At 39.9% G+C, this 13,717-nt stretch carries 15 protein-coding genes and 1 pseudogene; 14 read left to right on the top strand and 2 right to left on the bottom strand.

Annotation, left to right across the window (positions count from 1 at the left end; translation table 11 throughout):
• Window positions 1-76 precede the first annotated feature (76 nt).
• The 6 genes and pseudogenes from JNUCC41_RS24065 to JNUCC41_RS24040 all read left to right on the top strand — a co-directional run.
• Complete coding sequence (locus JNUCC41_RS24065; protein ID WP_306804680.1) at window positions 77-340, top strand: DUF2535 family protein; 264 nt, start codon at window positions 77-79, stop codon at window positions 338-340.
• A gap of 226 nt (window positions 341-566) precedes the next feature.
• Entirely contained in the window at window positions 567-1,409 is an 843-nt protein-coding gene (locus JNUCC41_RS24060) for a DegV family protein (protein WP_192205182.1), read from the top strand.
• A gap of 152 nt (window positions 1,410-1,561) precedes the next feature.
• Window positions 1,562-2,152, top strand: coding sequence for an SCO family protein (locus JNUCC41_RS24055; protein ID WP_192205181.1), 591 nt, complete (start codon window positions 1,562-1,564; stop codon window positions 2,150-2,152).
• 295 nt (window positions 2,153-2,447) lie between these two features.
• Window positions 2,448-3,290 (top strand): SGNH/GDSL hydrolase family protein, encoded by an 843-nt coding sequence (locus tag JNUCC41_RS24050; protein ID WP_192205180.1) that lies wholly within the window; start codon window positions 2,448-2,450, stop codon window positions 3,288-3,290.
• Window positions 3,287-3,871, top strand: coding sequence for a YpmS family protein (locus tag JNUCC41_RS24045; RefSeq protein ID WP_192205179.1), 585 nt, complete (start codon window positions 3,287-3,289; stop codon window positions 3,869-3,871). The genes JNUCC41_RS24050 and JNUCC41_RS24045 overlap by 4 nt, the downstream gene beginning before the upstream one ends.
• Window positions 3,872-4,006: 135 nt before the next feature.
• Window positions 4,007-4,991: pseudogene (locus tag JNUCC41_RS24040) on the top strand (helix-turn-helix domain-containing protein); the annotation flags it as partial.
• A gap of 476 nt (window positions 4,992-5,467) precedes the next feature.
• On the opposite strand, the gene JNUCC41_RS24035 reads toward JNUCC41_RS24040, so the two are convergent.
• Entirely contained in the window at window positions 5,468-6,217 is a 750-nt protein-coding gene (locus tag JNUCC41_RS24035) for a DUF4397 domain-containing protein (RefSeq protein WP_192205178.1), read from the bottom strand.
• Window positions 6,218-6,455: 238 nt separating this feature from the next.
• Between JNUCC41_RS24035 and msrA the strand changes: the two genes are divergently transcribed.
• Complete coding sequence (gene msrA / locus JNUCC41_RS24030) at window positions 6,456-6,947, top strand: peptide-methionine (S)-S-oxide reductase MsrA (protein ID WP_430624080.1); 492 nt, start codon at window positions 6,456-6,458, stop codon at window positions 6,945-6,947.
• On the top strand, window positions 6,937-7,365 hold the full coding sequence (gene msrB / locus JNUCC41_RS24025) for a peptide-methionine (R)-S-oxide reductase MsrB (RefSeq protein ID WP_192205176.1): 429 nt from the start codon (window positions 6,937-6,939) through the stop codon (window positions 7,363-7,365). The genes msrA and msrB overlap by 11 nt, the downstream gene beginning before the upstream one ends.
• Window positions 7,366-7,419: 54 nt before the next feature.
• Here the strand turns inward: msrB and JNUCC41_RS24020 are convergent, their stop codons facing one another.
• On the bottom strand, window positions 7,420-8,508 hold the full coding sequence (locus JNUCC41_RS24020) for an SGNH/GDSL hydrolase family protein (RefSeq protein WP_192205175.1): 1,089 nt from the start codon (window positions 8,506-8,508) through the stop codon (window positions 7,420-7,422).
• 305 nt (window positions 8,509-8,813) lie between these two features.
• Between JNUCC41_RS24020 and JNUCC41_RS24015 the strand changes: the two genes are divergently transcribed.
• From JNUCC41_RS24015 to JNUCC41_RS23990, 6 genes are all read left to right on the top strand, one after another.
• Entirely contained in the window at window positions 8,814-8,972 is a 159-nt protein-coding gene (locus JNUCC41_RS24015) for a YjcZ family sporulation protein (RefSeq protein ID WP_098369332.1), read from the top strand.
• 321 nt (window positions 8,973-9,293) lie between these two features.
• The gene (locus JNUCC41_RS24010) at window positions 9,294-10,268 is read left to right on the top strand and encodes a S66 peptidase family protein (RefSeq protein ID WP_192205174.1); all 975 of its coding nucleotides are present in this window, start codon (window positions 9,294-9,296) and stop codon (window positions 10,266-10,268) included.
• A gap of 222 nt (window positions 10,269-10,490) precedes the next feature.
• A complete protein-coding gene (locus tag JNUCC41_RS24005; RefSeq protein ID WP_076366028.1) occupies window positions 10,491-10,820 on the top strand; it encodes a hypothetical protein in 330 nt (109 codons plus the stop codon).
• Between the two features lie 182 nt (window positions 10,821-11,002).
• Entirely contained in the window at window positions 11,003-12,367 is a 1,365-nt protein-coding gene (locus JNUCC41_RS24000; RefSeq protein ID WP_192205173.1) for an aspartate aminotransferase family protein, read from the top strand.
• Between the two features lie 23 nt (window positions 12,368-12,390).
• Window positions 12,391-13,080: a CoA transferase subunit A gene (locus tag JNUCC41_RS23995; RefSeq protein WP_228467706.1), complete on the top strand. Its 690-nt coding sequence runs from the start codon at window positions 12,391-12,393 to the stop codon at window positions 13,078-13,080.
• Window positions 13,047-13,712: a 3-oxoacid CoA-transferase subunit B gene (locus JNUCC41_RS23990; protein WP_192205172.1), complete on the top strand. Its 666-nt coding sequence runs from the start codon at window positions 13,047-13,049 to the stop codon at window positions 13,710-13,712. The genes JNUCC41_RS23995 and JNUCC41_RS23990 overlap by 34 nt, the downstream gene beginning before the upstream one ends.
• Window positions 13,713-13,717: the final 5 nt, after the last annotated feature.

The raw sequence follows: 13,717 nt of genomic DNA, 5'->3' as shown, positions 1-13,717 counted from the left end.
ATTTCTCTGTTTTTTTCCACATTTGAATATTTATACTTTTGGATTTATTGTGTATAATGTAAGCAATCGGTTAAAAATGAGGATTGATATTTTGATGTTCAAATGCTTGGAATTCAAAGATTGTTTTGGACATAAGGTTACAATTTCAGAAATACCTGTCTTACTGCCTAGTGATCCGAATTTTTTTATGTTGACCGTGCGTTTGGAAGTGTTTGTTAAGAAGGTTTTTGCCAATAAAGATCATAAAGAAAATTACTCATTTAAGCATTATTTAGCATCCGTACTCAAATGGCCCGTCTATAACAAGCTTTTTTTTGGAAGTTTACTCAATAATGCTTAATGCGGACTGTTCCATAGCTAACTTCTCCGTTAAAAGAGATGACACAATGCCAAGCAATATCGAATAAATCGGGCATGTGTTCAGGTTAGCTCATGGAACGGTCTTTTTTTGTGTAATCATTTCAATAGAATAGTATCACTTCACTTGAAAAAGAAGACCTTTGGTTTGAATGAGTACCTTGAATAGGTATAATACAATAGATATGTTAAGTTAGGGATGTGTAATGATGAATAAAGTAAAGATAGTAACAGACTCGACAGTGGATATGACACCAGAGGAACTGGAATTTTATGAGATAACAATGGTCCCTTTATCCATCTTTATAGATGGGGAGACCTTTTTGGATAAGGTTGAAATCGAACAAGAAGAATTCCTGAAAAGGATGAACCAGTCAAAAGAACTGCCAAAAAGCTCACAACCAGCCGTAGGTACCTTTGTGGAGGTATATGATGAACTCGGAAAAGACGGCAGCGAGATTATTTCCATACATATGACAGGAGGCATGAGCGGCACCGTTCGCTCAGCGGAAAGCGCAGCTAGCATGTCTGAAGTGAAGGTTACCGTTCTTGATTCTAAATTCATTTCAAAAGCGATGTCATTTCAGGTGATCGAGGCAGCGAAGATGGCGAAGGAAGGGAAGTCCGTAGCCGAGATAATTGAACGATTGGAACATATTAAAAAGCAGTCAAGTTTAATCATTGTCATAGAAACTCTTGATAACCTCGTTAAGGGTGGAAGGATTGGCAAAGTTTCTGCTTTTATCGGTTCATTGCTGCACATAAAGCCGATTGCACTTCTGGATGATGGTGTACTGAATCCTGTAGCCAAAGCCAGGAGCCAGTCACAGGTCGTGAAGTTCATCGTCAAGAAATTCAAAGAAGATACACAAGGAAAAAAAATTAGTGGCATTGGTTTTGTACATGCGAATGGACTCGAAATAGCGGATAAGGTCCGCCAGGCCATTGCAGACTTAACAGGATATAAAGATATAAAGATAGAAGCAACAACGGCCGTTGTCAGTACTCATACAGGTGAAGGCGCCATGGCAATCATGTATTATTGGGACTGATATGGACGAAACATATGAAACTGCATATGGCGGAGGTTTTGTCACTTTACAATTGTCTTTAATTCGTAGAAATAGTTGCTGTTCTCATTACGATTGGTCTGTTAGAATAAATGAAGTAACAGAATATTTTATACATAAAGGACGGGGTAGGGATGAGAAAGCTGCATTTGCTTATGGCAGCTATGGGAGCATCAATTTTTTTGCTGTTGGCAGCATGCGGTTCCAATGGTGTACCTGATGCTAAAAATTGGGACCTTGAAGATTTCAGTTACATTGATCAGGAGGGTAAACCTTTCTCAAAAAGCGATCTAAAAGGAAAGGTTTGGGTAGCGGATTTTATATTCACAAGCTGCGAGACTGTCTGCCTCCCCATGACTTCTAATATGACGAAGCTTCAGCAGCAATTGAAGGATGAAGGTATTACGGATGTTGAGTTCGTTTCATTTTCCGTGGACCCGGAAATTGACAAACCTGATGTTTTAAAAAGGTATGGCGACCAATTTAATGTAGATTACGGAAATTGGCACTTTCTGACCGGTTATGGTCAGGAAGAAATCGAGCAGTTTGCATTGGATAACTTTAAAACGATCGTCAAAAAACCTGAAGCAGAAGATCAGGTGATTCATGGGACCAGCTTTTTTCTAATTGATCAAGAAGGAAAGATCATCATGGATTATACAGGTCTGCAAGATATTCCCTTTGATGAAATCATTAAGCATATTAAAATTTTACAGAATTATTGAACAGGTTAAATGACCTGTTCTTTCTGTTTTCATCCATCATTTTACAATGGCTTCATTAGGGCTTAAGAGATGGTGAAAAAATGGCAATTTGTTTTTGAAGAAACAGCGGAAGTGAAGAATGATTTTGCATGCTAAGTAACATGCTAATTTTTATAGGACTAGCTTTAATTCACTGCATTTTTCATATGGTATAGTAAGGAAGGCTCAAGCTAAAAGTACAATGAAAAAGAAGATATATTGTTTGCAATCATTCGTTTTCTGCATGATATAATATATGGGTAGGAAGGTGAGGGTCATGAGGTACAGAATCACCTGTCTTTTCATATGCTTAGTTTGGATCTCGGGCTGCGGCCAAAGTGAAACAGCCTCAAATCAGCCATCTGTTCAGCAGAAAAGCATAGTTGAGCTGAGTAAAAAGGAAACCATTCCTGCCAGCTTTTTTCCGGACCCTGTGAAAATCGTATCGATTGGCGATTCCTTGACTCAAGGTGTCGGCGATAGTAAAGATAATGGCGGCTATCTGCCTTATTTACAAAATAAGCTGGAAAAAGAACCATCGATTACTTCCGTTGAGATGATTAATCATGGCATACGTGGAAATAGGACCGACCAACTATTGAAAAGACTGGATAAAGCTAGGATTAAAGAAGACATAAAGCAAGCTGATTCGGTTGTCGTCACGATCGGTGGAAATGATATCATGAAGGTCTTTAAGCAGAATTTCTCGGACTTGGAACTGAATCAGTTTGATTCTGCGAAAATAGGGTATGAAAAAAGATTAAGGCAGATACTTGATAAGGTTCGTTCCGAAAATGATCATGCGCAAATTTATCTTGTGGGCGTCTATAATCCATTTTCCAAATGGTTCGCAGATTTTTACGAACTTGATATGATCATGAATGATTGGAATGAAAGCGGGAAAGAGATTATCGAAGAATATGATTCAGCCTATTTTATTGAAATAGCAGACATTTTCGAGAATTCCGAAGAAGATTTGCTGTATGCCGAGGATTATTTTCACCCAAATGACCGCGGTTATGAATTAATCGCGACAAGAATTTATAATGATATGGATATTACCACTATCGGAAAGGACACATTGGAAGCGAGTGCCAAAGGAGATGATGACCAAGAATGACAAATGTCAAATGGAAGACTTTGTTTATTTCCCTATTAGCCCTAAACATCCTGGTCATCCTGTTTGTAACGATTTTAGTTAATCTGCCGACTAAAGATAAAGAGCTGATACCGAAAGTAAGCCATGAAGAAGATATCCAATTTCAAGTTCACACGAATCGGGAAGATTTGACGAGATTAATCAACCAGTATTTGGATAAAGAAGGGCTCACGGGATCCATTCACTATGAAGTGTATTTGACGGATGAAGTTGAGTTATATGGAACGATGCCATTTTTCAACCGTGAAGTGGAAATGAAATTGACTTTTGAACCAATTGCCCAAAAAAATGGGGATTTGATCTTAAAGCAAAAATCAATTGCAGTCGGAAAAATGAACCTTCCTGTTTCATATGTAATGAATTTAATAAATGAGCGTTATAGCATGCCGGATTGGGTTAGCATCAGTCCCAATGACGAAAGTATTTATGTGTCATTACAGGATATGGAACTGAAAAGTGATATTAGGGTGAAGGCGAAAGAATTCGACCTTGAAAATGATGACATTTCATTTTTATTGACCATCCCATCATCTTTACAGTGATAGCGAGTAAATGGAAGAAAGACCAGGTTAGATGTGTTAAGTATTTGATGTAAAAGGACCACGCATTTTAGATATGTCTAAAATGTGTGGTTTTTTTTACGCCCCCTTTGGTTGAAAAAAACCTAAAACCCTGATCTGGGATACTCGCCTTATTATTGCGTGTACTAAATTCCACCAAATGACAGGTATAAGTGTTTTATGCTCCTTAGAAGGCTTTACTTATCTACAAATGATTTAGTAAGTGGTAAGAGAATAATTGATATTGCTTTTGATTATGATTATTCTTCGCAAGAAGCATATAGTAGGGCGTTTAAAACTGTTTTTGGCATTAGTCCTAGAGAATTTCAACTTAACAGGATGCCGGTTCAATCATTCAATAAGCTCACTATTCATAAAAAAAGGGTGGTGCAGAATGAATTTTTCGAGAAAAATCGAGATTGATCAAATACACAACCAACAAAGAGAGTTGTTTGACGAATATGTACTCAATATATTGAATGGCCAAGCTATGTATGATGAGTTTAAAGATAAAAAACTAATGAGGAATACAGACTATGCTCCATTTAACGAAGCTATGTGTGTAAATACAACTACTAAGAACATTTTTAATGAGGAATTCATAAAAACAAGAGCGATAGGACACCATGAATTAGTTGAAAATTATATCGACAAGGTAATTAATCCATTAAATAATCTATTTAACAAAGATTATGAATGCATCGTTTTGTGGTTTGGTGAAGATATGTTTTGCCAAATGAATCTTCTTACAATTCTTGCTCACCTTGAACAGGGCGATTATAGCGGTAGAGTGTTCTTGAACAGTTTTAGAGAGGATGAATTTAAAGTAAGGCAAACTGAACTTAAATTAGGCAACTATTTAACGGTATATGAAGATGTATTATTAAATCATACAAAAACATCAATTGAAGTATTGCCAGTAATGTATCAGGCAATAGACATATATTTAGAAATGTTAAAAGAAGATAATCCAGTTACAAATTATATTTCTAAAAATAAAGGCCTGCCAGAACCACAATTGATTAACAGGTTATTTATCCACTTCCCAACATTAGGATATGGTGATTTACAGTTTAAAAAACTTATTAGTAAAATTAAATAACAGCCCTCTCCTAGAAGGAACGAGTATCTGTTCTTATGAATCATCAAGTCTAAATACAGGGGACTTGGAGATTTGATTAAAATGCTAAATATTGGTTGTGAACAAATGGGGAGTTACCTTACTATTTCCATATGGCTGTTTTCACGTACTTTGTTGCTATTCCCAAGTAAAGCGGTGTGGTTAATTTCCCCTCCAGATGCTCGCTTTCCGCGGGGCGGGCAAGTGATCCTCGTGGGGTCTCACCTGTCCCGCTGCTCCCGCAGGAGTCTCGCACTTGCGCTCCAATCATCCTTAAATCGTTTAGTTTTTAAAAACAACAATCTTTACTAAAAGAGCCTTCCATATCAATTCTTTTTATCCATATTGATCAGCATTATTATTTGGTGGAATATGAAAAAAGGATGATTAGCCCTTATAGACTAACTATCCTATGTTTTGTTATCTAAGTATTTCGATGAACCCTGTTTTTTTATCCATTATGGAGAGAGCATTAGGGATTCTAGTGAAGATGATTCCCGATTCGATCCGATTATATAAATGGTGGATGGTGTATTATCTTGGAAAGCCTTGTTTGGCAAAGGGAGTGCGATCTCTTTTGTTCCCGATATCCTCACTTCAAAGTCAATTATCATTGGATGAATATTAAGATATTCGCTTGCTTTCCTGAAATGGAGTTGATCAAAAACGACATCTCCATCTTTGACGGCAATATCCACCGAGAGTAAATCATGTGAAAGCTGGATGAATCGAACCTTCGCTTCATTCGGAGGAACAAATGGATTATCCTCGAAAGATAACATTTTCAACGATTCATTAGCCTGTGGAGGCGCTAGAGCAATGGTATAGGAGCTCCCGCTTTCGAGGGCCAATTTACGGCTTAAAAGAGGTAAGGTGCTTTGGCTGCTGAGGTATATATCCAATTGGTGCTTGCCAGGAGGCAGTGGTAAATAACCATTGTTCTCTTTATATGAGAAACTTTTGAGGATAAGCATTTCATTTGCATAAACATCAAATGAGGGAGCTGTCGGGACAGCGTGTAAAAAGCGAACTTGTGCCGGCAGTGTGATATCCAGTTGTGCAAATCCCAATTGTTTTGTTGCTTTTTCGAGATTTTTCAAATGCTTATGGTAATAATAATCTTGGAATTGCGGATCGCTGTTTTTATTATAAGACGATAGTAAATCATATGTTACCGATTTTTGTGAATATGATTGTTTATCGCTCATTTCAAACACCTCTCATTTTTCCATTATGTTTTTAACATATGTAATTATGCTTGGGCGTGTGTCTAATTTTTTAAAAGGGAATGGACCATTTTCGTAAAGAGGTTCGATCGGCATATTATTTTACAGGGTAAAATAAAAGCGTTAAAATGCATTCAATGGATGGTTTGTAAAAAAGGAGGATTTTCATTTGACAAAGCAATTAGAGAAAGCAACATTCGCAGGTGGATGTTTCTGGTGCATGGTGAAACCGTTCGATGAACAGCCTGGCATCGAATCCGTTATCTCAGGCTATACAGGCGGGACTACGAAAAATCCCACATACAAAGAAGTTTGTTCTGAAACCACGGGACATTATGAAGCCGTTCAGATCACCTTTGATCCAAGCGTATATCCATATGAGAAGATTATCGAGTTGTTTTGGCAGCAAATTGACCCGACAGATGCTGGCGGGCAATTTTATGACCGGGGAAGTTCCTATCAAACGGCGATTTTTTATCATGACGAAAACCAACGTGAAATTGCAGAAGCATCCAAAGCCAAGCTGCAGGCGAGCGGGAAATTTTCTGGATCGATCGTAACTCCGATAATACCAGCCAAAACATTCTATCCGGCTGAGACATACCACCAGCATTATTATAAAAAGCAACCTGAGCATTATGAAAGATATTCGATCGGCTCAGGACGCAAAGCATTCATACAACATCACTGGGGGGAAAAAAATGAAAAGTAAAGAAGAATTAAAAAAGAAACTCACTCCGATTCAATATGAAGTTACACAAAATAATGGAACGGAACCCGCCTTTAACAATGAATATTGGAACATGAAGGAGGAAGGATTATATGTGGATATCGTTTCAGGTAATCCTCTTTTCACTTCAAAGGAAAAGTTCGATTCAGGCTGCGGTTGGCCAAGCTTCACTAAACCGCTTAAAGAAGAGGAAGTGGTGGAAAACCTCGATACGAGTTATGGTATGAGAAGGATCGAAGTTCGCTCAAAAACGGCCGATTCCCATCTGGGGCATGTTTTCAATGATGGACCGGGACCATCGGGCTTACGTTATTGCATCAATTCTGCTTCATTAAGGTTCATCCCGCTCCAAGATCTTGAAAGAGAAGGATACGGAGAATACAAAAAGCTTTTTGATTGATTGGAAAACCCCCTATCAGAAAGGATAGGGGGTTATTTTAATATTGGGTGGGATTCAATCCGTGATGATTGATGCGATCCGGACAAATGGAATGGTGGTAAGTTCCATTGCCTTAGTCCTGCCAGTCACCTCAAACCGGACAGTATGTGAACCGGGACGGAGCCCATTTGTGACAAATAAATATCTTTCACGGGCAAATGGCCACCACGTATTCAAAGTCGTGATTTCATTTCCGTCGATCCATACATTCACTTCCCCGCCATCAGGACTTCTAAGCAGTTTCACACCAAGCATACTCCCTTTGAAGGTATATTCAATCACACTGCCCTTTTCACTGCTAGTGAAATAGCCGCCCCTTGGACGGAACCCGCTCATTTTTTCATAGTGGTCAATTTCCGATAATTCAAATTCAGAACGGGCATGCAGCTTAGATGGAAGGCCTGCTACAGCCTTTTCCTGTTTGATGTTATCAAGGAACCGTTCATAAATAGCATCAGCATATAATTTATAACCAAGCCCATTTGGATGAATCAAATCTCTGGTCAGCTGTTTTTCCGTATATCCTGAATTTTTGAATATTGGTCGCATATCCACATTCGTTGCACCGTAGTGTTTGGATAAAAGTCCGATCGCTGAAGCAAATTCTTCATATTTCAAGGAACTCTCTGTTATTGTGAATAATTCAGCATTAGGGTGGAGGCGTTTTGCCTTCCTCATTAACGCTTCATATGTCATGGTAAAATCATCGACATTCATATATTTGCGGTCATTTTCACCAAAAACGAAGAAAATCAGATCTTTATGATCATGCTCCCTTCTTTGGGAGAGCTTGAATAGCCCTTCAAAAGCAGTGGATCCGCTTTGGACCACATAATCACCGTGTAAAGGTATATCATTGGCATCATTCATCTTATTTTCCAACTGTTTGAACCATGTTAGATTAGGATTTTCAGCTCCGGACCCTCTTCCGATACTGTCACCAATGACAAGATACTGAATGGGCTGGCCTGATTGGAATTTTTGATAAACATTTATCGAATCATCTGATCCATAAGTTTTTGGGACTTTTTGAAGGATATAGCTGATTAGAAGGATCGTGGCAATTGCAGCGAAAGGGATGAAGGATTTTGCGTTCGTTTTCAATTATGTTCCCCCGTATTGCCTTTTATGTATCCATGCTGGTATGAGATAGCTTAAAAAGGCTAAGAATTGTTTTTTTCCTTATTATATCCCAATTTTGAAGTAACACAATAAATATAAAACGTTTTTTGACATTTTTCATGGTTAATTGTGGTATTTCAGACATTGAATGATTAGCGGTGAAGATGGTGTCGATTGAAGTTTTTTCTAAAATCCAGAAAAATGGGCAAATGCACAGACCGAGGCGGGCGTATTGACATATGGTAAGGTGTAAAGAGAAATCAGAATTCTAAAAGGAGTGAAACTTTATGTACGGATATGGTGGAAATGTTGCAGGACCAGGGTACGGTTATGGTGGAGGTGGATACGGATACGGCGGCGGTTGCTGCGGATTTGGATCAGGTTTCGCATTAATCGTTGTCTTGTTCATTCTATTGATCATCATCGGCGCTTCATTCTGCTGCTAAGGCAATAACCCAAAGACCAGTTGATAGCTGGTCTTTTCTTTATGTAAGGAAATTGGTGGGGGACGGTGGACCTTTTAGATTCCAGGTCTCTGATTGAAAAAACATGTAATCCAAATGAGACAGGAGATGCATAACCATTCCTTTTTCCAATCCTGATTATGGCACGTCGGGAATGACGAGAGAATCTCATTGAGGAGGTAAATTAGGCCAATCAGGAAGTAAAATGAGTTGTGTGAATGCCATTAAGGGTCTTGGTTTTTCTTTGTTCACCATTTCTGCTAAAATAACGACAGAATGTAATTAATTTAGGGGGATAAAGATATGAAACCTTCCCGTTTAAAAGCAGGGGATGAAATACGCGTAATCGCTCCTTCAAGAAGCTTGGCGATTGTCAAAGGGGAACAACGCAGATTGGCAGAAGAAAGATTGACTGAGCTTGGTTTTAAAGTGACGTATGGTGAAACGGTTTTGTTCCATGATGACTTTTTCTCGAATTCGATCGAAGACCGGATCGAGGATTTGCATGATGCGTTTAGGGATCCGAATGTGAAGGGGATTTTTACAGCCATCGGGGGATATAATGCTAACCAATTGTTACGGTATATCGACTATGATTTGATTAAGGAAAATCCAAAAGTGTTGATGGGGTATAGTGATATAACTGCAATTTTATTGGCCATATATAATAAAACAGGCTTAACTACATATTCAGGTCCTCATTTCTCGACGTTCGGGATGAAGGCTGGTCTGGAATATACGATTGAATATTTTAAAAAGGCTGTAATTGAAAGTGAAGGCTTTTATCTTGATCCAAGTGAAACGTGGAGTGATGATTCATGGCATTTAGAACAGGATGACCGCACCTTCCACCCGAATGCTGGATACATGGTCATTCAGGAAGGTGAAGCTGCTGGGACAATCATTGGGGGAAATCTTTGTACACTCAATCTATTACAAGGTACAGAGTACATGCCCTCTTTAAAGGACAGTATTCTTTTCATAGAAGATGACGAAGAAAGCCACCCATTCAGTTTTGACCGGGATTTACAATCCTTGCTCCATCAGCCAGGTGCAAGTGGGATTAAAGGAATCGTCATCGGCCGTTTCCAAAAGGATTCAGGAATGACGGAATATGCGTTGCAGGAAATCATCGCCGCCAAAAAGGAGATAAATGGCATACCCGTGATCGCTAATGCCAACTTTGGTCATGTTCATCCATTTGTAACGGTGCCGGTTGGTTCAGAGGCAGTAATGAAGGTGAAGAACGGAAAAGCGACGATCCAAATCCATCCATGACAAAGTGTGAAGACGCCGTTCAAAAGTGAACGGTGTTTTAATCTGTTCGGAATATGCATGAATATATTTTACATTAGGGTGTATTTTTAGGAGTCTTTCCTCTTGTCAGCCCTGGAAATAGTCCTATTTTACAAGCATTATTAGGGAATATGAGTCTAATAGTTCAAATTCTATATTTTTCTGATATAATACTAAGAGATTTAAAATAGAAAAGGTGATTATGTGTTATTAACAATTCCAGCATCCATTCGTTTAGAAGGGGCTTTGGCCGAGTATAATAAAAAAGGCCGTGTGAGCCATACATGTTTCGTTTGTAACGAAGATACTTCTAATGGGGATGCAAGTAACTTGAACTATTATAAGTTAGGAACTAAAAAAGTTTGTCATTCCTGCATGAAAAATGTTTTGCGTCATCCGTCTTTAAAAGAGTATGAATATGTGCATACTTCAGTTATCGATAAAACTGCTTTTTATAAAAATGTGCTGGCTGTTTTAAAGGATGAAAGTTTTTTGGAGTCAATTCGTGAAGAAAAACTAAATAGCGCATTGTAAGAAAAAAAGTGTATCTCTCGGGGATACACTTTTTTTGTCGCCTTTTTTGGACAATCACTCATGAAAGCAAGAAATTTATCCGTTAACATGCTTAGGCCAATTTCTTTAGCAAGATTGCTTTCATCTGGACATACACTTTACTATATTGCATTTGTTTTTAAAGAGAAGGGGTGTGTGGGCTTATGGAGCAGTCTTCATTGATCAAACCGGTCCTGGGAGGAGCCTACCCGACTATCAGTCATGGTCAGGGAGTGTTTTTATACGACAAAGATGGAAAGGAATACCTTGATGCTTCTTCCGGTGCAGTTACAGCCAATATTGGCCATGGAGTCCAGGAAATCATTGAAGCGATGATAAAACAGGCTAAACAGGTTTCATTTGTGTATCGTTCCCAATTTACCAGCGATGCTGCGGAGAAACTTGCCGGAAAAATTGCGGAATTGACCAAAGGGGAACTGACATACAGCTTTTTTGTAAACAGCGGCTCCGAAGCGACTGAAACGGCATTGAAAATTGCCATCCAGCATTGGCAGGAAAAAGGGAAGCCCAAGAAACAAAAAATCATATCGAGATGGATGAGCTACCATGGCATCACGATGGGAGCTCTTTCAATGTCTGGACATCCGATACGCCGGGAAAGATTTACTCCTATGCTTGAATCATATCCTTCTGTATCTCCTCCATATTGTTACCGATGTCCACTTCAACTTGATCCACATACGTGTGGAATGTCCTGTGCTTCGGAATTGGAAGCATCAATCCGGCGGATTGGCAGTGAAAATATAGCGGCTTTCATTGCAGAACCTGTTATCGGCGCAGCCGGAGGGGCCATTGTTCCTCCTGATGGCTATTTTCGGAAACTCAAGAAAATCTGCGAAGAGAATGAAATTTTATTCATTGCGGATGAAGTAATGACCGGATTTGGACGCACCGGTAAGATGCTTGCTTCTGAATATTGGAATGTGGAGCCTGATATCGTAACATTTGGTAAAGGTATGAGCGGAGGGTATACACCGATCGCGGCCGCAGTAATGACCAAAAACGTGATGGAGCCCATAATGAAAGGGTCGAAGTCAATTATAGGAGGCCATACTCTAAGTGCAAACCCGTTATCGTGTGCGGTATCTTTGGCCGTTTTAGAATATGTCGAAAGGAATGAACTTGTCGAAAAATCAGCCGACAGAGGGAATTACCTGATTAGGGGCCTGAAAAAGTTGGCAGGGAAGTATTCCTTTATCGGTGATATACGCGGGAGAGGTTTATTGATTGGCATCGAATTTGTCCAGAATAAAGCAACGAAGGCCCCATTTCCGAAGGAGGCAGACGTGACTAATGAAATCATTGAATTGGGAATGAGGAATGGAATACTTCTTTATCCCGCAGCTGCAGGCCTTGACGGTGTAACAGGGTCAGCGATCATCATCTCCCCGCCGTTAACGATATCGGAAGAGGAGTGTGCTGAACTGTTAATGAGGGTCGATATAACTTTTAGACAATTTAAAGAATCGATAGGTAAACGGCCATTACAACAAGGAAGTGAGTCATAGTGGCGGAAAATACATTCCAGAAGATTTGTCGTTTGGAGGATGTCCGCCATCACTTTAAAGATAAACAGTCCATCCTGTTTGGGGGATTCGGCGGCATAGGGACGCCTCCGGGATTGATCAACCTGATTTTGGAATCAGGTATTAAGGATTTGACCTTGATTGGGAACGATACAGGTTTCCCCGATATCGGAATCGGAAAACTGGTCACCCAACGCCGTGCGAAGAAAATCATCGTTTCCCATATCGGTTCGAATCCCAATGCAGGACTATTAATGAACAATGGAGAACTCGAAGTGGAGTTCTCTCCGCAAGGGACACTTGTCGAACGCATCCGGGCCGGAGGGATGGGACTCGGCGGGGTATTGACTGATATTGGAATTGACGCCGATATCGTCCGGGACGGCAAGCAAACCGTCAAGATAGGTAAGAAAAATTATCTGGTGGAACCGGCATTAACTGCGGATATCGCCATTGTTTACGCAGAAATGGCAGATCCTTATGGAAATCTTATATTTGATAAAAGTGCCAGGAACACGAATCCAATCGTTGCTGCGGCCGGTCAAATCACTATAGTCGAAGCCATGCAAATCGTTTCGCTTGGCACTTTGGATCCAGAGGACATCATTGTACCCGGTGCCTTTGTGGATTATATCATTCCATCAAAAGGAGTCGATTGGAAATGGGTTTGGCAGCCGGAGATAGAAACAGAATAGCGAAACGGGCAGCAGCAGAAATAAGCGATGGGATGCTTGTCAATTTGGGAATTGGCATTCCATCACTTGTACCGAATCATCTTTTGAATGATCATAAAGTTATGTTTCATGCAGAAAATGGCCTTGTGGGAATTGGCAGTACTCCTGAAATGGGGAAGGAAGATCCGCATCTTTGCAATGCTGGGGGACTGCCGATCACCATTAGAGCCGGTGCTTCTTACTGCGACAGTACTGTTGCATTTGGGATGATACGGCGAGGCAGGGTGGATATCACGATTCTAGGAGCCCTTCAAGTAAGTCAAGCGGGGGACCTCGCTAATTGGATTGTCCCGGGAAAGCGGGTGCCAGGCATGGGCGGTGCAATGGAGCTGGCTGCGAAGGCAAAAAAGGTCATTGTCTTGATGGAACATAACGATAAAGCGGGCATGTCTAAATTAGTCAAAAAATGTACGTTGCCGTTAACTGCCAAGAAATGCGTACATATGATCATCACCGAATTAGGCGTTTTTTCCGTAACTTCGGAGGGCCTTCTATTAACTGATGTATTTGATACGTCCAGCATACAGGAAATCAGGAATCGGACCGAAGCCTCGTTTACCGTCTTTGAAAACATCCATATTTTAAAAGAATGAGAGAG

It is taken from the genome of Brevibacillus sp. JNUCC-41 (genome assembly GCF_014844095.1).
Taxonomy (GTDB): Bacteria; Bacillota; Bacilli; order Bacillales; family DSM-1321; genus Peribacillus; species Peribacillus aracenensis.
Note: the sequence above shows the minus strand (reverse complement) of the source record. Positions and strands in the feature narration are given on the sequence as shown.

What these genes read in the sequence shown, in the direction of transcription:
- JNUCC41_RS24065 (WP_306804680.1), top strand. Translation starts at nt 77, where the DNA reads ATGAGGATTGATATTTTGATGTTCAAATGCTTGGAATTCAAAGATTGT.
- msrA (WP_430624080.1), top strand. Translation starts at nt 6,456, where the DNA reads ATGGTGAAACCGTTCGATGAACAGCCTGGCATCGAATCCGTTATCTCA.
- JNUCC41_RS24050 (WP_192205180.1), top strand. Translation starts at nt 2,448, where the DNA reads ATGAGGTACAGAATCACCTGTCTTTTCATATGCTTAGTTTGGATCTCG.
- JNUCC41_RS24055 (WP_192205181.1), top strand. Translation starts at nt 1,562, where the DNA reads ATGAGAAAGCTGCATTTGCTTATGGCAGCTATGGGAGCATCAATTTTT.
- JNUCC41_RS24000 (WP_192205173.1), top strand. Translation starts at nt 11,003, where the DNA reads ATGGAGCAGTCTTCATTGATCAAACCGGTCCTGGGAGGAGCCTACCCG.
- JNUCC41_RS23990 (WP_192205172.1), top strand. Translation starts at nt 13,047, where the DNA reads ATGGGTTTGGCAGCCGGAGATAGAAACAGAATAGCGAAACGGGCAGCA.
- JNUCC41_RS24045 (WP_192205179.1), top strand. Translation starts at nt 3,287, where the DNA reads ATGACAAATGTCAAATGGAAGACTTTGTTTATTTCCCTATTAGCCCTA.
- msrB (WP_192205176.1), top strand. Translation starts at nt 6,937, where the DNA reads ATGAAAAGTAAAGAAGAATTAAAAAAGAAACTCACTCCGATTCAATAT.
- JNUCC41_RS24035 (WP_192205178.1), bottom strand. Translation starts at nt 6,217, where the DNA reads ATGAGCGATAAACAATCATATTCACAAAAATCGGTAACATATGATTTA.
- JNUCC41_RS24015 (WP_098369332.1), top strand. Translation starts at nt 8,814, where the DNA reads ATGTACGGATATGGTGGAAATGTTGCAGGACCAGGGTACGGTTATGGT.
- JNUCC41_RS24010 (WP_192205174.1), top strand. Translation starts at nt 9,294, where the DNA reads ATGAAACCTTCCCGTTTAAAAGCAGGGGATGAAATACGCGTAATCGCT.
- JNUCC41_RS24060 (WP_192205182.1), top strand. Translation starts at nt 567, where the DNA reads ATGAATAAAGTAAAGATAGTAACAGACTCGACAGTGGATATGACACCA.